The 20,321-nt window shown below is 67.6% G+C and carries 20 protein-coding genes, 1 pseudogene and 1 riboswitch; of the genes and pseudogenes, 10 read left to right on the top strand and 11 right to left on the bottom strand.

All coding sequences use genetic code 11. From position 1 onward, the window contains the following. Window positions 1-102: 102 nt before the first annotated feature. On the top strand, window positions 103-2,190 hold the full coding sequence (locus tag MET49242_RS15435; protein ID WP_084679142.1) for a hypothetical protein: 2,088 nt from the start codon (window positions 103-105) through the stop codon (window positions 2,188-2,190). Here MET49242_RS15435 and msrA read toward each other — a convergent pair. The 7 genes from msrA to MET49242_RS15400 form a co-directional block, all read right to left on the bottom strand. After that, window positions 2,187-2,861: a peptide-methionine (S)-S-oxide reductase MsrA gene (msrA, locus tag MET49242_RS15430; protein WP_036284128.1), complete on the bottom strand. Its 675-nt coding sequence runs from the start codon at window positions 2,859-2,861 to the stop codon at window positions 2,187-2,189. The two genes, MET49242_RS15435 and msrA, sit on opposite strands and share 4 nt — an antisense overlap. Next, a complete protein-coding gene (gene msrB / locus MET49242_RS15425; RefSeq protein ID WP_036284126.1) occupies window positions 2,858-3,400 on the bottom strand; it encodes a peptide-methionine (R)-S-oxide reductase MsrB in 543 nt (180 codons plus the stop codon). The genes msrA and msrB overlap by 4 nt, the downstream gene beginning before the upstream one ends. Window positions 3,401-3,500: 100 nt before the next feature. Further along, window positions 3,501-5,297, bottom strand: a complete 1,797-nt coding sequence (mutL, locus tag MET49242_RS15420; RefSeq protein ID WP_036288311.1) for a DNA mismatch repair endonuclease MutL — start codon at window positions 5,295-5,297, stop codon at window positions 3,501-3,503. Between the two features lie 56 nt (window positions 5,298-5,353). After that, entirely contained in the window at window positions 5,354-5,818 is a 465-nt protein-coding gene (locus MET49242_RS15415; protein ID WP_036284121.1) for an NfeD family protein, read from the bottom strand. A gap of 15 nt (window positions 5,819-5,833) precedes the next feature. Beyond that, entirely contained in the window at window positions 5,834-6,826 is a 993-nt protein-coding gene (locus MET49242_RS15410) for an SPFH domain-containing protein (protein ID WP_036288308.1), read from the bottom strand. Window positions 6,827-6,891: 65 nt separating this feature from the next. Next, window positions 6,892-7,977, bottom strand: a complete 1,086-nt coding sequence (locus MET49242_RS15405; protein ID WP_051134246.1) for an AMP-binding protein — start codon at window positions 7,975-7,977, stop codon at window positions 6,892-6,894. Then, a complete protein-coding gene (locus MET49242_RS15400; RefSeq protein ID WP_036288303.1) occupies window positions 7,974-9,803 on the bottom strand; it encodes an extracellular solute-binding protein in 1,830 nt (609 codons plus the stop codon). The genes MET49242_RS15405 and MET49242_RS15400 overlap by 4 nt, the downstream gene beginning before the upstream one ends. 332 nt (window positions 9,804-10,135) lie before the next feature. Between MET49242_RS15400 and MET49242_RS15395 the strand changes: the two genes are divergently transcribed. Further along, the gene (locus MET49242_RS15395) at window positions 10,136-10,852 is read left to right on the top strand and encodes an invasion associated locus B family protein (protein WP_036288301.1); all 717 of its coding nucleotides are present in this window, start codon (window positions 10,136-10,138) and stop codon (window positions 10,850-10,852) included. A gap of 94 nt (window positions 10,853-10,946) precedes the next feature. On the opposite strand, the gene hspQ is transcribed toward MET49242_RS15395, so the two are convergent. From hspQ to gap, 3 genes are all read right to left on the bottom strand, one after another. Beyond that, on the bottom strand, window positions 10,947-11,279 hold the full coding sequence (hspQ, locus tag MET49242_RS15390) for a heat shock protein HspQ (RefSeq protein WP_036284111.1): 333 nt from the start codon (window positions 11,277-11,279) through the stop codon (window positions 10,947-10,949). A 118-nt stretch (window positions 11,280-11,397) separates the two neighbouring features. Further along, the gene (pgk, locus tag MET49242_RS15385; protein ID WP_036284104.1) at window positions 11,398-12,594 is read right to left on the bottom strand and encodes a phosphoglycerate kinase; all 1,197 of its coding nucleotides are present in this window, start codon (window positions 12,592-12,594) and stop codon (window positions 11,398-11,400) included. A 76-nt stretch (window positions 12,595-12,670) separates the two neighbouring features. Continuing rightward, window positions 12,671-13,678: a type I glyceraldehyde-3-phosphate dehydrogenase gene (gene gap, locus MET49242_RS15380; protein ID WP_036284102.1), complete on the bottom strand. Its 1,008-nt coding sequence runs from the start codon at window positions 13,676-13,678 to the stop codon at window positions 12,671-12,673. A 236-nt stretch (window positions 13,679-13,914) separates the two neighbouring features. On the opposite strand from gap, the gene MET49242_RS15375 reads away from it, so the two are divergent. Continuing rightward, window positions 13,915-14,199 (top strand): DUF4164 family protein, encoded by a 285-nt coding sequence (locus MET49242_RS15375; protein WP_036284101.1) that lies wholly within the window; start codon window positions 13,915-13,917, stop codon window positions 14,197-14,199. Between the two features lies 1 nt (window position 14,200). After that, window positions 14,201-14,584, top strand: a complete 384-nt coding sequence (locus MET49242_RS15370; protein ID WP_036284098.1) for a cell division protein ZapA — start codon at window positions 14,201-14,203, stop codon at window positions 14,582-14,584. A 77-nt stretch (window positions 14,585-14,661) separates the two neighbouring features. Here the strand turns inward: MET49242_RS15370 and MET49242_RS15365 are convergent, their stop codons facing one another. Further along, entirely contained in the window at window positions 14,662-15,246 is a 585-nt protein-coding gene (locus tag MET49242_RS15365) for a hypothetical protein (protein WP_036288299.1), read from the bottom strand. A gap of 165 nt (window positions 15,247-15,411) precedes the next feature. Then, window positions 15,412-15,565: riboswitch (TPP riboswitch) on the top strand. 16 nt (window positions 15,566-15,581) lie between these two features. Here MET49242_RS15365 and MET49242_RS15360 point away from each other — a divergent pair. From MET49242_RS15360 to MET49242_RS15335, 6 genes and pseudogenes are all read left to right on the top strand, one after another. Continuing rightward, window positions 15,582-16,568 (top strand): annotated as a pseudogene (locus MET49242_RS15360) (FAD-dependent oxidoreductase); the annotation flags it as partial. Beyond that, entirely contained in the window at window positions 16,561-16,758 is a 198-nt protein-coding gene (gene thiS, locus MET49242_RS15355; RefSeq protein ID WP_036284091.1) for a sulfur carrier protein ThiS, read from the top strand. The pseudogene MET49242_RS15360 and the gene thiS, both read left to right, overlap by 8 nt. Next, window positions 16,758-17,552, top strand: a complete 795-nt coding sequence (locus MET49242_RS15350; RefSeq protein ID WP_036284089.1) for a thiazole synthase — start codon at window positions 16,758-16,760, stop codon at window positions 17,550-17,552. Before thiS ends, MET49242_RS15350 begins: the two co-directional genes overlap by 1 nt. Before the next feature lie 58 nt (window positions 17,553-17,610). Continuing rightward, window positions 17,611-18,975, top strand: coding sequence for a thiamine phosphate synthase (locus MET49242_RS26670; RefSeq protein WP_036288296.1), 1,365 nt, complete (start codon window positions 17,611-17,613; stop codon window positions 18,973-18,975). A 9-nt stretch (window positions 18,976-18,984) separates the two neighbouring features. Continuing rightward, window positions 18,985-19,917, top strand: a complete 933-nt coding sequence (locus tag MET49242_RS15340) for an SDR family oxidoreductase (protein ID WP_036284088.1) — start codon at window positions 18,985-18,987, stop codon at window positions 19,915-19,917. Continuing rightward, window positions 19,907-20,314 carry a VOC family protein gene (locus tag MET49242_RS15335; protein ID WP_036284086.1) on the top strand — a complete coding sequence of 136 codons (408 nt, stop codon included), beginning with the start codon at window positions 19,907-19,909 and terminating at the stop codon, window positions 20,312-20,314. The genes MET49242_RS15340 and MET49242_RS15335 overlap by 11 nt, the downstream gene beginning before the upstream one ends. The last annotated feature ends 7 nt before the right edge of the window (window positions 20,315-20,321 follow it).

Below are 20,321 nucleotides of genomic sequence, written 5' to 3'. Positions count from 1 at the left end.
GCCTCGAAAGATGGGCGCGATTCGCAACAGCGTCAAGCGGCGTCGTCGGAGATTTGCGCGGCAGGGGCCGGCCCGGCTATTCTTTGGGCGCCTTTCCTTCGCATGGCTGCGGCGCCATGCATCATCCGGGCGCTGCGGCAGATGTGGCGAGAACAGTTCGATTATTTCTGGGACGGACGACGCCGGCTCGTGATCGGTTGCTTCGACGGCGCCGAGAGCCCGGCGGCGATCGCCGCGCGCCCCCAATTGACCCTCGTCTCGGCGAGGGACGAAGACTTCTCGATCGCTCCCACGCTCATCGACGTGATCGACGCCGCGCGCTGGCGGGCGCGCATCGTCATTTCGGATATTCCGAGCGATCACCGCTTCCTGCGTCTTTTCGCGGCCGACGGCTCCGAACTGCGCCTCGTTCTGGGCTCCGAGCGCGAGCAGCCGCCGGGCGGCGAGTGGCGCCTGCTGATGACGCTCCTGCCCGAGGCGGAAAGCGCGGACCCCGTCTCCTTCCGGCTGGTTCCGCTACCGGCGCGCGGCGATCTGGAGCGCCTCGCGCGCGAGCAGACGGCCTCGGCGGGGGCGCGGCTGGTCTGGGCCATCGGCCAGCGCCGCGCCGTGGAGCGAAGCGAGAGCGGCGCGCTCGTCGCGCGGCTCGCGCCGGCGCGGCGCATCTTCCCCGCCTTTCAGAATCGGCTGACGCTCGAAGCCATGCCCTTCGAGGCGGAGGCGGCCGCCGATACGCGCGAGGCGCCTTTCGCCATCATGCAGCACTGGCTGCGCGAACAGGGCGCGCCACGCGCCGCGCTGCGCCTGCGCATCCCCGATTCGCTGGAGGAGAGCGCCGCATTGCTCGGCCGGACCTCGGTCGCGCTCGTCCTGCAGCAGCGCCGCCATCTGCGCGGCTGGATGCAGGAGCAGAAGCAGGCCGGAGAGCCGGTGATCGATCCTCTGAGTTTCGAGGACATTCGCCAGGCGACCGGCGAGCCGGGGGAGCATCCCGACGCGGTCGAGTCGAGCGACGCGGTGGTCGTCGCCAATCTGCTCAATCTCATTCTCGATCCGGAAGGGGCCGAGGCCGATGGCGTCACCGTTCGCCGCGGCGACGAGAAAAACCCGTTGGGCCTCGGCGAGACCGTGGAGATCGACTTCTATGGCGCGGCGCTCGGCGACGATATCGGCCTGATCTGTCCGACGGCGGCGGCGGGCGACATCGGCGTCGCGCCGGCCGACCCCGGCGGGCCGCCATTTGCGCGGCTGCTGCGCGTCGAGGGCGACGGGCTGACCCCGCGCCGGATCGGCGAGGACGAGCCGCTGCTCGACGACATGATGCGCCGCGCCGCGGCGGCCGCGCGGGCGACGACCAGCGGCCCGGCGGCCCGCATCGTCGCCGAACGCGCCGCAGGTCTCAGGAGCCGCCGCGAGAAATTCGTCGCCGTGCTCAACGACGCGCTCGCGCGCGCGAGTTTCAAGGCGCGTTTCGAGTCCGCGGGCCTGTGGGACGTGTTCGAGCCGCTGGCGCAGACGAGCTTTGCGGCGCTCGTCGCCGACGCCTCGGCGCCGGCCCGTTCGCATCTGGAGGATCTCGGCGGCTACGCCGCCTATGGCGTCGATCCCGCGCTGACGGCGGCGCTTGCGCGCGGCGGCGTTTTTGCGCAAGCGGCCCAGAGTCCGAGGTTTCGCAGCGAGGCGCGCGCAACGCCCTCGCTGCTCCAGCGCTATGTCGCGGCCTGTGGTCTCGAGGGGATAACTCCCGCCGAACTCGACCCCGCCGGACAGGCGGACGCCTTGCGGGCGCTGACGCAGGAGCAGGACGCGCTCGCCTTGCGCGAGGCGCGCATTGGTCTCGCAGCAGATGCAGGGCTTCGCCGCGCGGCCGTGATCGCCGCGCGTCAGCTTGCCGATGAATCGGCGGTCGAGCTCGCGATCGTCCACTTCGAGCAAAGCCACGACGGCGAAACGGCGGCGAGGCTCGCTGATTATCTGAACGCGCGTCGCGCTGGAGAATGGACGCCGCCCGAACATGCGAGGACGCTTGCAGCGCTCCTCGCGCGCGCGGGCGTCGAACGCGAGGAGGCGCAGACGCGCGTCGCCGCCGGCATGACGGCCGCCGCCGCCGCGCCGCCGCCCTCACCGCCGCCGTCGCCCCCGCCCCCCGAGAAGCCAAAGGGATTCTTCCGGCGCCTGTTCGGCGGCTAATTCTTCGTCAGCGCGGGCGCGCCCCGATAGATGGCGGGATAAAGCCGTTTCAGATTCTCGATCTTCGGCAAATCGTTGAAGACGATATATGGCGCATCCGGATGGCGGACGAGATAATCCTGGTGATAGGCTTCGGCGGGATAGAACGCCCCGAGGCGCTCGATGCGCGTGACGATGGGCGAGGGAAACGCCTTCGCGGATGAAAGTTGCGCGATATATTCGCGCGCCATTTTCTCCTGCTCCGCATCGGCGACGAAGATCGCCGAGCGATATTGCGTCCCGACATCCGGCCCCTGCCTGTCGAGCTGCGTCGGATCATGCGCGACAGAGAAATAGACGCGCAGCAATTCGCCGAGGCTCACCTTGCCGGGATCATAGGTGATTTCGACCGACTCGGCGTGGCCGGTGTCGCCGCGTCCCACCCTCTCGTAATGCGCGGTCTCCTTCGCGCCGCCAGCATAGCCGGACACCGCGCGCGTGACGCCCTTCACATGCTGGAACACGCCCTGCACGCCCCAGAAGCATCCGCCCGCGACGACGAGCTTCCGTGCGTCAGGGGTCGCCGGCGCAGGATCATAGGCCGGGGGCGGCAGGCTCACCGCGCGCTCCGCCGCGCGAAGCGGCGTCGCGAGCAGGGCGATGGCGGCGGCGAAAAGAGCGACGCGTTTCATTGCGCCTGCCCCTGCGCCGTTCCGCGCGCGACGAAGCGCAGCGCGACGCCGTTCATGCAATAGCGCAGACCCGTAGGCTTCGGCCCGTCGGTGAAGACATGGCCGAGATGCGCGTCGCAGCGCTTGCAGGAGACGGCGACGCGCCGCATGCCGAAGGAATTGTCCGCGCTCTCGATGACGTTGTTCTTCGAGATAGGCGCAAAGAAGCTCGGCCAGCCTGTGCCGGAATCATATTTGGTTTTCGAGTCGAAAAGCGCCGTGTCGCAGCAGACGCAGCGGAAGAGCCCGTCGTCATGCGCGTCCCAGTAAGGGCCGGTGAAGGCGCGCTCGGTGCCTTCCCTGCGCGTGACCTCAAAGGCGAGCGGCGACAGTTGCGCGCGCCATTCCGCCTCGGTCCTGACGACCTTGTCGACGTTGGAGACGCCGAGACTTTTCCCCGCCGCGTCGAAAGCTTCTATCTGCACCGACTGCGCGGCGCGGATTTTTGCCGGAAGAAACGCGAGAGCGTAAACGCTGGTCATAATGGTGCGGCGGTTCATGGAGCGCCCTTGTCGCCTGCCGCATTGCTGCGCTGCGCATGCAATGGCGGCGTTGTTTCGTCATGGAGCGTAAATAGGCGCCGTTCGCGGCGGCTCAACCTTACTTGCGCCCGAAGAGCTTCTCGATGTCGGCGAGCTTCAATTCGACATAGGTCGGGCGGCCGTGATTGCACTGGCCGGCGCCGGGCGTCGTCTCCATTTCGCGCAGCAAAGCGTTCATCTCCGCTGCGCCGAGGCGTCGGCCCGCGCGCACGGAATGATGACAGGCGCAGGTCGCAAGCACATGGTCGAGCCGGCGCGAGAGGCCGCGCGCGTCGCCATCCTCGGCGAGAAGATCGGCGATGTCCTCGACAAGACGCCTGTGATCGACCTCGCCCAGAATGGACGGCGCCTCGCGCACCAGCACGGCGCCCGGACCGAAGGGCTCGAGCGCGAGTCCGAGCGCGGCGAGTTCGTCGAAGGCGCCGGCGAGCGCATTCATGCGCGATTCGTCGAGATCGACGACGACGGGGATCAGCAGCATCTGACGCGCGACGCCCGTCTCCTCGCGCTGACGCTTGAGCTTCTCATAGACGAGGCGTTCATGCGCGGCGTGCTGATCGACAATGACGAGCCCGTCGCGCGTCTGCGCGATGATGTAGGTTTCATGCAACTGCGCGCGCGCGGCGCCGAGCGGCGCGTCCGTATCCTGCGCCGGCGCTTCATGAACGCGCGCGTCCGCCGCCGGCGCGCCGACGTCGAAAGCCGCCTGCGGCGATTCCGCAAATCCCGAAGGCGCGTGGGGAGAGTGCCGAATGTCCCAGTTCGCGGGTGGCGGCGCGCGCCAGGGCGCGTCATGTCGCGCGGCGTTGGCGCGCGCGAATGTCTCGACCGCCGCGCGCGCCGTGTCGGCGCTGCGATGGCTCTTTTCCGCGAGCGCCTGTTTCAGCGCGCCGACAACGAGGCCGCGCACGAGGCCGGGGTCGGCGAAGCGCACCTCGGCTTTCGCGGGATGCACGTTGACGTCCACGATTCGCGGGTCGCAGCCGATGAAGAGCGCGACGACGGGATGACGGTCGGGGCTGAGGAAGTCGAGATAGGCGGCGCGAATGGCGCCGGCGAAGAGCTTGTCGCGGACCGGGCGTCCGTTGACATAGACATATTGCAGCTGCGCATTGCCGCGATTGTAGGTCGGCAGGCTCGCCAGTCCCGTCAGGCGCACGCCCGCCCGCTCGGCGTCGATCTCTATGGCGTTGGCGCGAAACTCCTCGCCGAGCACCTGCGCGATGCGCCGCGCCCGGCCCGCCGCGTCGTCGCCGCAGGCGGGGTAATCGAAGAGCGCGCCATTGTCGGCGGAAAAGCCGAAACGCACATCGGGATGCGCCATGGCGAGGCGTTTCACGACATCGACGACGGCGGCCGTCTCCGTGCGTTCGGTCTTGAGGAATTTCAGACGCGCCGGCGTCGCGGCGAAGAGCGCGCGCGCCTCGATTCGCGTGCCGCGCGGCCAGCTGCTCGCAGTGAGACCACGCCTGTCGCCCGCCTCGACGCGGATCGAAAAGCCGTGCGGCGCATTCTGCGCCCGTGTGTCGATGGTGAGATCGGCGACAGCGGCGATGGACGGCAGCGCCTCGCCGCGAAAGCCGAGCGTGGCGATATGAGTGAGATCGCCGTCGGGGATCTTCGAGGTCGCATGGCGTTCGACAGCGAGCGCGAGATCGTTCTCATCCATGCCGCAGCCGTCGTCGATGACGCGGATGAGCTTTCTGCCGCCTTCCTCGATCGCCACGTCGATGCGCGTCGCGCCGGCGTCGAGCGCATTCTCGACCAGTTCCTTCACGGCGGAGGCCGGGCGCTCGACCACCTCGCCGGCGGCGATGCGGTCGACAAGGATGGGATCGAGGCGGCGAACGGGCATGGGGCGCTTCATAGCATGCCGAGCGTCGTGGACGCGTCGTTATTCGAGACGGCCCGTCAAGCTACAGGCTCCAGCACCAGCACGAGATTCTCGACCCGCGTCACCCGCGCGCGGGCGCCCGGCGCGAGTGTTTCGACGGGCGCGCCCGCCGCGAGGCGCGCCTCCCAGGTCACGCCGGACCAATGCACGCGGCCGCCGGATTTCGTCACCTCATGCGTCGTCGTCAGTTCGCGGCCGATGAGGTCGCTGCTCTGGTCCTCCTGCACGTCCGCGTGCTGGAAACGCTGCAGCGGCCCCTTGCCGAGAATGGCGATGAGGAGGCTCGCGCCGGCGGCGATGGCCGTCGTTTCGATGAGCGACGGCCGCCAGCCGCTCGCGAAGAGCAGCGCGCTCGTCGCGAGCGAACCGAGCGCGAAGAACATCACCGGCGACAGGCCGATGACGACGATGTCGAGGCCGAGCAGCGCGAGGCCAACGATCAGGCTGGCGTTTGCGGGATCATAGAAGAACGTCGGCTCCATTCATGCTCTCCGCTGTCACTCGGGTTGGCGCCAGGGCTGCTGCGCGCGGCGCGACGCCTCTTTCGGCGTCTCGGCGGCGTTCACCGTGTTCAACACCGCCATGGCCTTCGCGATCCAGCCGGCGGGATCGGCGCCGTCGCCCATCAGCACCAGCGAATTGCCGGCCTTGGCGAGGCGGCCATATTGCTCGATCGCCGATTTCGCGACTTCGAGCTGCACGGCCTGATCGCCGCCTTGCTGCGTGATCTGCGTGCGCACCAGTTCGATCGCCTTCGCCTGTCCTTCGGCGCGCAGGATCGCCGCCTGTTTCTCGCCCTCGGCGCGGTTGATCTCCGATTGCTTTACGCCTTCGGACTCCAGCACGGCGGCGCGCTTGTCGCGCTCGGCCTTCATCTGCCGCTCCATCGACTGGCGCAGCGACTCCGGCATTGTGATGTCCTTGATCTCGTAACGCGTGACATGCGCGCCCCAGAGCTGCGCCGCGTCGGAAACCGCGCGCACCACCCGCTCGTTGATCTCGCTTCTGTTCTCGAAGGTCTTGTCCAGCTCCATCGAGCCGATCGCCGAACGCATGCTGGTCTGCGCCAGATTGATGATGGCGCGGCGGATGTCCTGCGCGCCATAGGCGGCGTCCTTGGCGTTGACGATCTTGTAATAGAGAACGCCGTCAATGGTGACGGTGGCGTTGTCCTTGGTGATCGCGTCCTGCTCCGGCACGTCGATCACCTGCTCGCGCATGTCGAAAGCGTAAGCCACGCGCTCGACGATCGGATAGACGAAATTGATGCCGGCGGTGAGCGTGCGGTTGTACTGGCCGAGGCGTTCGACGACCAGCACCTCCTGCTGGCGCACGAAGCGCACCATCGTCGAGAGCGCCAGCAGCGCGACATAGGCGAACCAGAACAGCGGATTGTGGAAAAGGCCGATCGGCAGGCCGAGATTGAAGCTGCGATCCAGGATCAAAAGACCGATCGCGCCGGCGCCGATGACGAAAAGCGCAAAACCCATTGACGCCTCCATTGGGGCAGTTCGCGAAGAATGCGACGCCGGTCGGTCGGGTGAACCGGGCGCCGCTAATAATCTAGGGCGGCGTGAGCCGGCTCGGCGTGCGCCGGCGCATGGGAGGCGCCGGCGTCGCGCAGGATAACGGCCCCGCCGTCGAGCCGCAGCTCCACGATCGGGCAGGCGTCGGCGGCGTCGATCCCGGGCGCCGTCGCCGCGCCGGGGTATAGCGCGCAGACCGAAACGAGCGCGCCATTCGTCAGCAGGCCCGCGCGCGCGAGGTCGGGAAGCACGACCGCGGGAATGACGAGCCGCGTCGGGCCGAGGGCGTCGAGCGTTTCGAGGAAACGCTCCGCCGTGAAGGGCGAGAGATAGTGCAGCGGCGCGCCGGCGAGAAGCGCTGCGAGCGGGCCGGCGATGAGGGCGCCGAGCGAACTCGGCGCCGCAAGCGACAGGATCGGCGCGTCGCCTGCGTCGCGGGTGAGGCGCACGAGGTCGAGCGCCCCGGCGAGCAGGGCGCCCTGCGAGGAAAAGTCGATGGCGCCGACGTCGTCGAGCGCGCCGACCAGCGCGCGCTCGTCCGCGCTCCAGTCGTCGGCGAGCCGCGCGCGCGGCGACAGCGGCGCCTCCAGCATGGCTGGCGAGAAATCGCCCGCGCCGTCGAGCGTTCCCGAAAGCGCGCCGATGAGGCGCACCGACGGCGTCTCGGCGGCGATCGACAGCAGAGGCTCCTCGAAATCCACGCCGCAGAAACGCGCGGGCGCGAAGAGCGCGCAGACGCGCTGCGCGCGGGCGGCGTTCGCCACAGCCGCGCGCCGCATCGGCAGCGGCAGGGGCGCGAGCACCGGATCGAGTCCCGCGGCGACGGCGGCGGTGAGCGCCACGAAGGCCTGCGCGCCTGGCGGACAGCAGATGAGAATTTTCTCGCCGCGCGCGAAATCGAAGCCGCGCAGCCGCGCGAGGAAGGCGCCGACGCGCTGATAGAGGTCGGCGTAACTTACGTCGTCCGTCGAGTCGCCGTGCCGGTCGACGAAGGCGGGCGCGCCGGGTCGCGGACGCGCGGCGCCGGCGACGAGGGCGTCGAAGCCGAATTGCGTCAGAGGATGCGTCCGCGCGAGAGAAGCGTCGAGGGCTTGCGCGGCGGCGCGAAAGGTCATGGATTGTTTCTCCACCAGCTCTCCAGCGTCGGACCAAACAGCGGCTGCGCATAGCGCGGCAGTCTCGCGGGGCGCGCAATGTCGGTCGAATGCGCGATCCATTGTTCGGACGCGTGATACAAAGGCACGACATAAAAACCCGAAAGCAGCACGCGGTCGTAGGCGCGCACCGCCGTGACGAAATCCTCATGGCTCTGCGCCGCGAGCAGCGCCGCGATCAGCGCGTCGATCGCGGGCGACGACGCGCCTGCAAGATTGAACGACGCTTCTTGCGTCGCGCTGGCGGAGCCCCAGCGCATGCGCTGCTCATTGCCCGGCGAGGCGGAGGCCAGCCACTGGCCGATCATCATGTCGAAGTCGAATTTCTGGCGCCGGCGCTGATACTGCACTTCATCGACGAGCCGCACGCGCGCGTCGACGCCGATGCGCTGGAGCGAGGAGGCGTAGTTGAGCGCGAGCCTCTCCTGATTGCGGTCCTTGACCATGATCTCGAAGGCGACGGGCTCGCCGTCCTTCGTCAGCGCGTCGCCTTCGACGCGATAGCCGGCGGAGGCGAGCAGTTCGAGCGCGCGTTTCGCCATCTCGCGGTCGCGGCCTGTGCCGTCGTTCACCGGCGGGCGCCATGTTCCTTCCAGAATGTCGGGGCGCACGGCGTCGGGGAAGGGGGCGAGCAGCGCGCGCTCCTTCGCGCTGGCGGGACGGCCCGAGGAGGACAGCTCCGACTCGTCGAAGAAGCTTTTGGTGCGCGTGTAGAGGCCCGAATATAGATTGGCGTTGACCCATTCGAAGTCGAACATCATGCCGAGCGCTTCGCGCAGGCGAATGTCGCGGAACACGGGCTTGCGGGTGTTGAAGACGAAACCCTCGAGACCCTTCGGGTTATCGTTCTTCAGCGCCTCCTTCACGACGCGCCCCTCGCGCAGCGCCGGGAAATCATAGCCCGTCGACCAGCGGGTGGTGCTCGTTTCCTCGCGATAATCGAGAAGCCCCGCCTTGAAGGCCTCGAACAGCGAATTGCCGTCGCGGAAATACTGGATGTCGATTTCGTCGAAATTGTAGAAGCCGCGCTGGCTGGGAATATCCGCGCCCCAGTAGTTTTGATCGCGTCGCAGCAGCAGCCGCGCGCCGGCTTTCGCGTCGTCGATCACATAGGGACCCGAGCCGAGCGGCTTCGCCAGCGTCGCGTCGGCGAAGCGCTCGACGTCCGTCGCATGTTTCGGCAGCACCGGCATGATGGCGAGAATGAGCGGAAGCTCGCGGTCGCCGATGCCGGAGAGGTCGAACTTCACCGTCTGCGCATCGGGCGCGTCGACGGATTTCACCAGCCCGTAGGCGATGCGCTGCTGCGGCCGGCCCTTCGTCTTGAGCAGGTTGAAGGAGAACAGCACGTCCTCGGAGGTAATCGGCTTGCCGTCCGAAAAATGCGCGCGCGGGTCGAGATGAAAGGTCACGCGCGTGCGGGCGGCGTCGACGTCGATCGATTTTGCGATCAGCGGATAGAGCGTGAAAGGCTCGTCCTGCGAGCGCGCCATCAGGCTCTGGAAGACATTGCCGACGAGCCCCTGCGCCGCCGAGCCCGATTTGAGGTTGAACGGATTGAGGCTGTCGAAAGTGCCGGCGAGGCCGACGCGCAGCCTCCCGCCTTTCTTCGCCTGCGGCTCGGCGTATGGGAAATGATCGAAGTCGGGCGGCAGGGCCGGCGCGCCATGCATGGCGAGGCCGTGAGTCGGTTCCGCGGCGCTTGCGGGCGCGGAGAGTAAAACGCCCAGAAAAGCGACGACGAACGGGCGGAGTCCGGCGCGGCGCGCGCGAATCGCTAAAGTCATCATCCCTCGACCATAGTCCAACCTCCGGCGGCTTGAAGCAGGGGCCATGCCTCATTCGGCCGCATTTTTTGGCTTTTTCCGTGAAAACCGCGCCCTGCGGGGCGCCGGAGCGCCGTCGAACGGCTGGAAATCGCCGCTGCGACCATGTATGAGCTTGACGTTCGTCTCGCCGCCAGGGCGCGACGGGCCGAAACGCGGTATGGGGCAAGGGTTCCACGGCGTCGGGTTTTTGGCGCCGCAGCGTGCGGGCGGGCCCCGCGATGACGCGACCTTGAAACTTCTTTCCGGCGTCGTTGGGCGCCGGCCAGCTGACAATCGAAAGGGACTTATCGATGTCGATCTACTTCCCGCGGTCCTGCGCGATCGCCCTTGCCGGCGCCATGTTGCTCGCCGGCGCAGCGGCGCAGGCCCAGCAGGCCCCCGCAGCCGGCGGCGCTCAGCAGCCCCAGCAGCAGGCGGCGCAGCCCCAGGGGCCGATCACGGCCACTCTCGCCCCGGTGCAGCCCGACTGGACGAAGGTCTGCGGCTCAGACCCCCAGACCAAGAAGGAAATCTGCTACACGACCCGAGACTTCGGCGCGGTCGGCAAGGAAGGCGATCCGCCGCAGCCGCTGCTCGCCCTCGCCGTTTACGATCCCAAGGGCGACGACACCAAGATCATCCGCCTCCTTCTGCCGCCGGGCCTGATGCTGAAGCCGGGCTTCCGCTTCGCGGTCGACAAGGGCTCGATGGAGTCGGGCGCCTTCGAGATCTGCTTCCCGAACGGCTGCTTCGCCGAGGCGAAGGTGAAGAAGGCGCTCGTCGACGGCATGAAGAAGGCCGAGAAGATGACGGTCGTCGTCAAGAACCAGGCCAACAACGAGGTGACCTTCTACCTGCCGCTGACCAATTTCGGCAAGGCCTTCGACGGCCCGGCGGTCGACCCGAAGGTGCTCGAGGAGCAGCAGAAAAAGCTGCAGGAAGAGCTCCAGAAGAAGGCCGAGGAAGAGCGCAAGAAGCTCGAGGCCGCGAAAGGCGCCGCCGCCCCGGCTCCGGCCGGGAAGAAGTAAGTTCGTCGCAGAACAGAAACGCCCGCGAGTTTTTCGCGGGCGTTTTTTGTCCCTTGCTATCGAAAGGTCTGGCGGCGCAGCCGCCCATTGAACCTCAATGCCTTTTCGGCGCGCGCACGCGATAGACGCCTTCCTCGTCGCGCTCGAAGGTCTCCTCGACCTGCGGATGGCGCACGGGGTCGCCGGAGGTGTCGGGCACGAGATTCTGCTCCGACACATAGGCGACATATTCGGTTTCGGCGTTTTCGGCGAAGAGGTGGTAGAAGGGCTGGTCCTTGCGCGGGCGCAGCTCCTCGGGGATCGACAGCCACCATTCCTCGGTGTTGGCGAACACCGGGTCGACGTCATAGATCACGCCGCGGAACGGATAGCGGCGATGCTTGACCACCTGGCCGATCGCGAATTTTGCGATGCTCTCTCGCGGCATTCTTACGACGCCTTTTACGCGGTGTTCACTCCGGCTTTTTCGTAGCGCAGGGCGGCGGGCGTCGTCAACGGCGCCACGCGGGGCGCCCGCGACGGCGCTATGGGGAAAAGTCGGACGCCTACTGTGATTGCAGCGCCGCGACGCCCGGCAGAGTCTTGCCCTCCAGCCATTCCAGAAAGGCGCCGCCGGCCGTGGACACGTAGGAAAATTCCTGCCCCGCATGCGCCTGATTGAGCGCCGCGACCGTGTCGCCGCCGCCCGCGACCGAGAGCAGCTTGCCTTCGACCGTGAGACGCGCCGCCGTCTGCGCGACGGCGTTGGTGCCCTCGTCGAAGGGCGGCAGCTCGAAGGCGCCGAAGGGGCCGTTCCACACCAGAGTCCTGCACTGCGCGAGCAGCGCCTCGACATGGGCGACGGTCTTGGGCCCGACGTCGAGGATCATGTCGTTTTCGCCGACATGGTCGACCGAGACGATATGGGAGGGCGCATGTTCCTCGAATTTCTGCGCCACCGTGGCGTCGACGGGCAGGACCACGACGCAATTGGCCGCCTTCGCCTTTTCAAGAATGCCGCGGGCGGAGCCGGCGAGGTCGTGCTCGCACAGCGACTTGCCGACCGCCTTGCCTTGCGCGGCGAGGAAAGTGTTGGCCATGCCGCCGCCGATGACGAGATATTGCACTTTGGAGACGAGATTGCCGAGAAGCTCGAGCTTGGTCGAAACCTTGGCGCCGCCGACGATGGCCATCACCGGCCGCGCGGGATTGGTGAGCGACGACTCCAGCGCCTCTAGCTCCGCCTGCATGGTGCGGCCGGCATAGGCCGGGAGCCTGTGAGCGACGCCCTCCGTCGTGGCGTGGGCGCGATGCGCGGCCGAGAAGGCGTCATGCACGAAAATGTCGCCGAGCTTCGCGATTTCCTCGACGAAGGCCGGGTCGTTCTTCTCCTCGCCCTTTTGGAAGCGGGTGTTCTCCAGAAGCGCGATGTCGCCGTCCTTCATCGCGTCGACGACGGCGGACGCAGGCGCGCCGACGCAATCGTCGGCGAAGGCGATCTTGCGCTTGAGATAATGTTCGAGCGTCGGCAGCACCTGACGCAGCGAATCCTCGTCGACGCGCTGACCCTTGGGGCGCCCGAAATGGGAGAGCAGGATCACCTTGCCGCCCTTCTCCGCGATCTCGTTGATCGTCGGCAGAATGCGCTCGATGCGGGTCGCGTCGGTGACGCGCGTTTCCTCCATCGGCACGTTGAGATCGACGCGCAGCAGCACGCGCTTGCCTTTGACGTCGACGTTATCGAGGGTGCGGAAGGAGGCCATTCGCCACTCCAATCGTTCTTCAAAAAAGGCCGACGCGGACCAGGGCGGTCCGCGTCGAAATGTCAGGCGGCGGTCCTCAGATCAGCGAGCCGATCAGCGCCGCGGTGTCCGTCATGCGGCCCGAGAAGCCCCATTCATTGTCGTACCAGCTCAGGATGGAGACGAGATTGCCGTCCATCACCTTGGTCTGGTCGAGATGGAACGTCGAGGACGCGGAATTATGGTTGAAGTCGCAGGAGACGAGCTTCTCCGTCGTATAGGCGAGCACGCCCTTCATCGGACCGTCGGCGGCCGCGATGATAGCGGCGTGGATTTCGTCCTTGGTCGTCGGTCGTTTGGCGACGAATTTCAGGTCCACGGCCGAGACGTTGGGCGTCGGCACGCGAATGGCGTAGCCGTCGAGCTTGCCGTTGAGCTCCGGCAGCACGAGGCCGACGGCCTTGGCGGCGCCCGTCGATGTCGGGATCATGGAGAGCGCCGCGGCGCGGGCGCGGTAGAGATCCTTGTGGAAGGTGTCGAGCGTCGGCTGGTCGCCAGTGTAGGAGTGGATCGTCGTCATGATCCCCTTCTCGATCCCGATCGCGTCGTTCAGCACCTTGGCGACCGGCGCGAGGCAGTTCGTGGTGCAGGAGGCGTTGGAGACGATGAGGTGATCCTTCGTCAGCTTCTGATGATTGACGCCATAAACGACCGTGAGGTCCGCGCCGTCGCCGGGGGCCGAGACCAGCACGCGCTTCGCGCCGGCGTCGAGCAGCATCTTCGCCTTGTCGCGCGCGGTGAAGAGGCCCGTGCATTCCAGCGCCACATCGACGCCGAGGTCCTTGTAGGGAAGTTCGGCCGGGTTCTTGATGGCGGTGACCTTGATCGGGCCGCGGCCGACGTCGATCGTGTCGCCCGCGACCTTCACTTCCTGCGGGAAGCGGCCGTGGACGGAGTCGTAGCGCAGGAGATGCGCGTTCGTCTCGACCGAGCCGAGATCGTTGATGGCGACCACCTCGAGGTCCGTGCGGCCGGATTCGACGATGAAACGGAGGATGTTGCGGCCGATACGTCCGAAGCCGTTGATCGCCACTCTCACGGTCATTTGGCAAAACTCCTTATCGCCGCCGGCTGGCTCATGGGCGGCTCTGGCCTGCGGCGCGGGCGCGTCGCGCCGGCTTTTCGAGGCGAGGGTGTGATAGCACCTCGCGCCCCCCTGTCAACGCGCCCTTCGGTCGCGACCGGCAGCTTGGGATTTGTCCGATTCATGCTACCAAACGATTGGCGGCGAATCGGCGCCGAAACCTCTCCTGCCCCTCCCGAACTGGGCGACGCTCGGCGATGACGAATCCTGAAAAGCTCGACGGCGCGCTGGCCCGCTTGACCGCGGCGCTCGACCAGCTCGAACGCTCGGTCTCCCTCAAGCTCGAGGACGACGTGTCCAGCGCCGAGCTGGAGGAGGAACTCGCCATCATGCAGGATGACCGCGCCCGGCTCGCGCTCGATCTCGACGCCGCGCTCGCGCGGATCAGCGCGCTGGAGAAGGCCCGCGACGAGGTGTTGCGCCGGCTCGACGACGCCGGCGCCGGCGTCGCGGCCGTGCTCGGCGGAACGAACAGAGGCTGAAATGGCCGCCGTCGTCGTCACCATCGCCGGGCGGACCTATCGCATGTCCTGCGAGGACGGCGAGGAGCCGCGGCTCGAACAGCTTGCGCGCTATGTGGAAGGCAAGATCCTCTCGATGCGGGAGGGCTTCGGCGAAATCGGCGACCAGCGCATCGTGGTGATGGCGGCGCTGGCCATCGCGGACGAGGCGACCGACGCGCGCGGCAGGGCGCAGGCGATGGAGATGGACATCGCCGCCCTGCGCGCGGAACTCGACGCCGCGCGAAAGGCGAGCGCCGCGATGGAGGCTCGCGTCGCGGGCGCGCTGGAGGACGCCGCGCGCCGGCTGGAGCGGCTCAACGCCGATTTGCAGAAATCCGCAGCCCCGCGCGACGAATTTCCCTAACCCGCCCGGCGCATTCGCGCGAAAAAAATCCCATGGGTCCGCCATGGGATTTTCGCTGTCGTGACGACGACGGACCTTTACTTGCCCCAGTTCTCGATGCTCGGGTCGCGCTTGGCCTTTTCGAGATTGTCCGCCTGTTCGGACAATTGATAATTGCGGTTTTGCGCGGCCATCGCCTCGACGCCGTCCTTCAGGATGGCGATCTTCATCTGCTCGGTCGCGAGATGGTTCAGCTCGTTGATCCATTGATTGAGGTTGAGCAGCAGCTTGCTCTTGCGCTCGGCCTGCACTTCGCGGCTGGGATTGGTGTCCTTGGCGATTTCGAGCTCCGCCTTGGTGTCCTCGATCATCTTGTCGAGGCCCTTGAGCTTCTCCTCGAGCGCGGCGACCTGATCCTGCGCGCCGTCCTTCGCCTTTTCGAGGGCTTCCGCGGTTTCCTTCTTCGCCTTCTCGAGATTGTCGAGGCCGTTCTGCAGCCAGCTCGTCTGAATGTTCAGCAGGGCGTCGCGGGCGATGCCAGTAAGGTTGAAACCGTTGGGAATCGGAAAATAGGGGCCGAGTTTCGCCGCCTGCGCGGGCGCGGCCGAAAAGCCGATGGCGCCGCAAAGGGCGAGCGCGGCGAGCGTCGCGCGGACGCCGGCCATTTTCTTGTTGCCGAACATGAATGTTTCTCCCGGATATGCGCGCTGATTCTTGTCGCTCACGCGCTTCTTGGTCGCCAAAGTGGGCTATCGCCGCCTGTCTGGCAAGAGCGAAGCGCCGCGCCCGGGCGCGCTTTTCTCCGCAATTCAGACGCTTGACGCCGCCGGCTGTTTCGCGCGACTCTCATCCAGAGCCGGGGGAGCCCCGCCCGGCGGCCGTCGTCGCGCCGCCAGGGGGCTGAGAGGCTGCGGAGCGCGTCCAGGGCGGACGCGGGGCGTGGCGACCCTTCGAACCTGATCCAGTTGAATGCTGGCGGAGGGATGGTGTTTCGCTTGTCGACGGAAAGAGGCGCGCCATGCGCGCGCGGGTGATCGGCGCCGGCGTCGCCGGTCTGTGCGCCGTCCATGAGCTGGCGCGCGCCGGCGTCGAGGTGGAGCTGGTCGAGCGCGCCGCCGCGCCGGGGCAGGGCTGCTCGCGCTACGCCGGCGGCATGATCGCCCCCTGGTGCGAGCTGGAGAGCGCCGAGCCGATCGTCGCGAAGCTCGGTGAAGAGGCGCTGGACTTCTGGACGCGCGAAGTTCCCGTCGCCGCGGTCGCCGGCAGCCTCGTCGTGGCGCCGCCGCGCGAACGCGCCGAACTCGCCGACTTCGCCCGCCGCACCGAGCAGTTCGAGCGGCTCGACGCCGCCGGCCTCGCCGCGCTGGAGCCGGATCTCGCCGGGCGCTTCGACGCGGCGCTCTATTTTCGGCAAGAGGCGCATCTCGACCCGCGCGCTGCGCTCGCTGCGCTCGCCGCACGCCTTGCTGCAATGCAAAATGTTGCGCAGCATTTCGGCGTCGAGGTCGAGACGCTCGCCGGGGAGCCCGACTGGATCGTCGATTGCCGTGGCTTCGCCGCCCGCGACGCGCTGCCCGGATTGCGCGGAGTGAAAGGCGAGATGCTGATTCTGCGCAGCGACGAGATTTCGCTTGCGCGTCCCGTGCGGATGCTGCATCCGCGCCGCCCCGTCTATGTCGTGCCGCGCGGCGGTGGGCTTTTCATGGTCGGCGCGACCATGATCGAGAATGAGGAGCGCGCGCGGGTGACGGCGCGCTCGGTGGTGGAGCTTGTCAATTCCGCCTTCGCCATCCATCCCGCCTTCGCCGAGGCCGAGATCGTCGAGACGGGCTCCGATGTCCGGCCGGCTTTCCCCGACAATCTCCCGCGCCTTACAAGACGCGGGCGCACTCTCTATATCAATGGACTTTACAGACACGGTTTCCTGCTCGCGCCGGCGCTGGCGCGTCGCGCGGTCCGCGTCATTCTCGATGACGCTCGTTTCCCGGAGGTCATGGATGCAGATTGAAGTGAACGGCCGCCCGCTCGAGGTGAGCGCGACGACGTTGCAAAGCCTGCTCGCCGAACTCGGCTATGGCGACCAGAAGGTCGGCACGGCGCTCAACCACGAATTCGTGCGCGACAAGGATCGCGAAATCACCGTGCTGCACGAGGGCGACGCGGTCGAGATCGTCACGCCGCGGCAGGGGGGGTGATGACCGCCGTCGATCCCCTGACGCTCTACGACGCGACATTGCGTTCGCGCCTGCTGCTCGGCACGGCGCGCTATCCTTCGCCCGCGATTCTCGCCGACGCCATTCGGGCCTCGGGATGCGAAATCGTCACAGTGTCGCTGCGCCGCGAGGCGGGGGGCTCCCGCGCGGGCGAGAGCTTCTGGGGCCTGATCCGCGATCTCGGCGTGCGGGTTCTTCCCAACACCGCGGGTTGCCGGACCGCCAGGGAAGCCATCGCCACGGCGCAGATGGCGCGCGAGGTTTTCGCGACAGACTGGATCAAGCTCGAAGTCATCGGCGAGGAGGACACGCTGCAGCCGGACGTCTTCGGGCTCGTGGAGGCGGCGCGGGCTCTCGCCGCGGAAGGCTTCAAGGTCTTTCCCTATACGACCGACGATCTGGTCGTTGCGGAAAAGCTGCTCGACGCCGGCTGCGAACTGCTCATGCCCTGGGCGGCGCCGATCGGCTCGGGGCGCGGCCTCAACAATCCTTTCGCGCTGCGGGCGTTGCGCGCGCATTTCCCCGACGTTCCGCTCATCGTGGACGCGGGGCTCGGCGCGCCGTCCCACGCCGCCGCCGTGCTGGAGACGGGCTATGACGCGGCGCTGCTCAACACGGCCGTCTCGCGCGCGGGCGATCCCGTCGGCATGGCCCGCGCCTTCGGCCTCGCGGTCGAGGCCGGCCGCGCGGCCTTTCTGGCCAAGCCCATGACGCCGCGCGACATGGCCGAGCCCTCGACGCCCGTCATCGGCCGGCCTTTCGACAAGCTCGGATAAGCCCCTATTTCCCTTTGCGCTTCGCCCGTCTATGGCTGGTTGCGACAAGGAGCCGCCGGTGACAGCGCTGAATCTGGATCCCTTCTATCTCATTGTCGAAAATTCCGACTGGCTCGCGCGCCTGCTGCCGCTGGGCGTCAGGCTCGCGCAGCTGCGCGTCAAGGATCGGCCCGAACCGGAGCTGCGCGGGGAAATCGCCCGCGCCCGCGATCTTTGCCGCGCGGCCGGCGCGCAGCTCATCGTCAACGATTACTGGCGTCTCGCGATCGACGCGGGCTGCGACTTCGTGCATCTCGGGCAGGAGGATCTCGACACGGCCGACATCGACGCGCTGCGCCGCCATGGCGTGCGCTTCGGCGTTTCGACCCATGACGACGCCGAACTCGACCGCGCCCTGTCGCTCGCGCCCGATTATGTCGCGCTCGGGCCGGTATGGCCGACGCTGCTGAAAACGATGAAATTCGCCCCCCAGGGGCTCGACAGGCTCGGCCTCTGGAAGCGGCGCATCGGCGACATTCCGCTCGTCGCCATCGGCGGCCTGACGTCCGCCCGCGCCTGTCTCGCGCTTGCCGCCGGCGCCGACAGCGCCTGCGTCGTCACCGACGTCTTGCGAGCCAGAGATCCCGAATCGCGCACCATCGAATGGCTCATGGCGACCGCTCCCTGGCGCGACAAGCCGGAGCTGACGCGTCCCTTCGCGCCGGATCATTCCGGCGCCCGCGTCTTTCCCTCGCCCAATCACGGCCCGCGCGCGAAGCCAATCTCTGCGCTCATTCTGCATTACACCGGCATGCCGACGGGCGAGAGCGCGCTGGAGCTTTTGTGCAGCCCCATCGCGGAAGTCTCGGCTCACTATTTTGTCGAGGAGAACGGCCGCGTGCTTCAGCTCGTCCCGGAGGAGCGGCGCGCCTGGCACGCCGGGGCGAGCTTCTGGGCCGGCGAGACGGATATGAACTCCGCTTCTATCGGGATCGAGATCGTCCACGCCGGCCATATCGACCCGCGCCCCTTTCCCGAGCCCCAGATCGCGGCCGTGGCCGCGCTTTCGCGCGACATCTGCGCGCGGCGAAACATTCCGCCGCAGCGTGTGCTGGCCCATTCCGACATCGCCCCGCGCCGCAAGATCGATCCCGGCGAATTCTTTCCCTGGGAGACGCTCGCCCGATGCGGCGTCGGCCGCTGGCTCGCGCCGGCGCCGCCCGACGACGGGCCAGCGCTGGAGCCCGGCGCGGGCGGGCCGGATGTTGCGCAACTGCAGCGGAGGCTGGCGGATTTCGGCTATAAAATGGTCGAAACCGGCGTCTATGACGAAGACACCGCGGCGACCGTCGCCGCCTTTCAGCGGCATTTTCGTCCCGCTCGCGTCGACGGGCGCGCCGACGCTTCGACGCTCGACATTCTGACCCGCCTTCTGGCGGTCTGAGGACCTTCCATGACCAGACAATCGAAACGCGCCGTGGTCGTCACGGGAGCCTCGACGGGAATCGGTGCCGCCTGCGTCGAAATGCTGATCGACCGCGGCTTTTTCGTCTTCGGCTCGGTTCGCAGAACCGAAGACGCCGCGCGCCTTCAGGCGCGCTTCGGCGCCGATTTTGCGCCGCTCATGTTCGACGTGACCGATGCCTCGGCGGTCGCGCGCGCGGCGCAGGAGGTCGAGGCGAGCCTCGGCGGGGCGACGCTCGCCGGGCTCGTCAATAATGCGGGCATTGCCGTGCCGGGGCCGCTGCTGCATCTGCCGGTCGAGGATTTCCGCCGCCAGATCGAGACCAATCTCGTCGGCCAGCTGCAGGTCGTCCAGGCATTCGCGCCCCTGCTCGGCGCGCGCGCGCCGCAAGGCGGGCCGCCGGGCCGCATCGTCAACATGAGTTCGGTCGCCGGCCGTTTCGCCACGCCCTTTCTGGGTGCGTACAACGCCTCGAAATTCGGGCTCGAGGGTTTTTCGGACGCGCTGCGGCGCGAGCTCATGATTTACGGGATCGACGTCATCGTGATCGAACCGGGTATGATCGCGACGCCGATCTGGGACAAGGCTGACAACGCCGACTTCACCCATTTCGACAGGACGATCTACGGGCCGGCGGCGCGGCGCGTGCAGAAATGGGCTGTCGAGGGCGGCCACGCCGCGCCGGGGCCGGAGAAGGTCGCGGAAGCCGTGTTGCGCGCGCTGACGTCGCCGCGCCCCCCTGCGCGCATTCCGGTCGTCGCCAACAGATTTCTCGGCTACACGCTGCCCGGCCTGCTGCCGGCGCGGCTCGTCGACTGGCTCACTGCGCGCCGACTTGGCTTCTCCGAGACGCGCAAGAAACTTCGCGCCGACGCGCTACAATCGCAATCGACCGCCGATGGAGGAGAAAATGGCCAATGAAGCGCAAATCCAGCACGGGACAGTCTGCTGGAGCGAATTGAACGTCCATGACGTGAAGCGCGCCCAGAAATTCTATGCCGAAACGCTCGGCTGGCGCTTCGACCCCATGTATATGGGCGACATGACCTATTGGATCATCGTGTCGGGCGACAAGCGCGTCGGCGGCATGTTCGAGATGAAAGGCCCGCGCTTCGAGGGCGTTCCCGAGCATTGGCTGACCTATATTGCGGTCGACGACGTCGATGCGCGCGTCGCGAAGGCGGTCGCCGCCGGCGCGACGATGTGCCTCGAACCGCACGACATCGCGGGGGTCGGCCGCATCAGCGTCATCCTGCAACCCGGCGGCGGCGTGGTTGCGTGGATGACCCCGAAGCCGCCGGCGGCGGCGCGCACCTGAGGCGGCG

Source organism: Methylocystis sp. ATCC 49242 (assembly GCF_000188155.2).
In the GTDB taxonomy this organism is placed as follows: Bacteria; Pseudomonadota; Alphaproteobacteria; order Rhizobiales; family Beijerinckiaceae; genus Methylocystis.
Note: the sequence above shows the minus strand (reverse complement) of the source record. Positions and strands in the feature narration are given on the sequence as shown.

What these genes read in the sequence shown, in the direction of transcription:
- MET49242_RS15400 (WP_036288303.1), bottom strand. Translation starts at nt 9,803, where the DNA reads ATGACTTTAGCGATTCGCGCGCGCCGCGCCGGACTCCGCCCGTTCGTC.
- MET49242_RS15395 (WP_036288301.1), top strand. Translation starts at nt 10,136, where the DNA reads ATGTCGATCTACTTCCCGCGGTCCTGCGCGATCGCCCTTGCCGGCGCC.
- hspQ (WP_036284111.1), bottom strand. Translation starts at nt 11,279, where the DNA reads ATGCCGCGAGAGAGCATCGCAAAATTCGCGATCGGCCAGGTGGTCAAG.
- MET49242_RS15335 (WP_036284086.1), top strand. Translation starts at nt 19,907, where the DNA reads ATGGCCAATGAAGCGCAAATCCAGCACGGGACAGTCTGCTGGAGCGAA.
- mutL (WP_036288311.1), bottom strand. Translation starts at nt 5,297, where the DNA reads ATGCCCGTTCGCCGCCTCGATCCCATCCTTGTCGACCGCATCGCCGCC.
- MET49242_RS15405 (WP_051134246.1), bottom strand. Translation starts at nt 7,977, where the DNA reads ATGACCTTTCGCGCCGCCGCGCAAGCCCTCGACGCTTCTCTCGCGCGG.
- MET49242_RS15340 (WP_036284088.1), top strand. Translation starts at nt 18,985, where the DNA reads ATGACCAGACAATCGAAACGCGCCGTGGTCGTCACGGGAGCCTCGACG.
- MET49242_RS15435 (WP_084679142.1), top strand. Translation starts at nt 103, where the DNA reads ATGGCTGCGGCGCCATGCATCATCCGGGCGCTGCGGCAGATGTGGCGA.
- MET49242_RS15350 (WP_036284089.1), top strand. Translation starts at nt 16,758, where the DNA reads ATGACCGCCGTCGATCCCCTGACGCTCTACGACGCGACATTGCGTTCG.
- msrA (WP_036284128.1), bottom strand. Translation starts at nt 2,861, where the DNA reads ATGAAACGCGTCGCTCTTTTCGCCGCCGCCATCGCCCTGCTCGCGACG.
- thiS (WP_036284091.1), top strand. Translation starts at nt 16,561, where the DNA reads ATGCAGATTGAAGTGAACGGCCGCCCGCTCGAGGTGAGCGCGACGACG.
- MET49242_RS15410 (WP_036288308.1), bottom strand. Translation starts at nt 6,826, where the DNA reads ATGGGTTTTGCGCTTTTCGTCATCGGCGCCGGCGCGATCGGTCTTTTG.
- msrB (WP_036284126.1), bottom strand. Translation starts at nt 3,400, where the DNA reads ATGAACCGCCGCACCATTATGACCAGCGTTTACGCTCTCGCGTTTCTT.
- gap (WP_036284102.1), bottom strand. Translation starts at nt 13,678, where the DNA reads ATGACCGTGAGAGTGGCGATCAACGGCTTCGGACGTATCGGCCGCAAC.
- pgk (WP_036284104.1), bottom strand. Translation starts at nt 12,594, where the DNA reads ATGGCCTCCTTCCGCACCCTCGATAACGTCGACGTCAAAGGCAAGCGC.
- MET49242_RS15415 (WP_036284121.1), bottom strand. Translation starts at nt 5,818, where the DNA reads ATGGAGCCGACGTTCTTCTATGATCCCGCAAACGCCAGCCTGATCGTT.
- MET49242_RS15375 (WP_036284101.1), top strand. Translation starts at nt 13,915, where the DNA reads ATGACGAATCCTGAAAAGCTCGACGGCGCGCTGGCCCGCTTGACCGCG.
- MET49242_RS15370 (WP_036284098.1), top strand. Translation starts at nt 14,201, where the DNA reads ATGGCCGCCGTCGTCGTCACCATCGCCGGGCGGACCTATCGCATGTCC.
- MET49242_RS15365 (WP_036288299.1), bottom strand. Translation starts at nt 15,246, where the DNA reads ATGTTCGGCAACAAGAAAATGGCCGGCGTCCGCGCGACGCTCGCCGCG.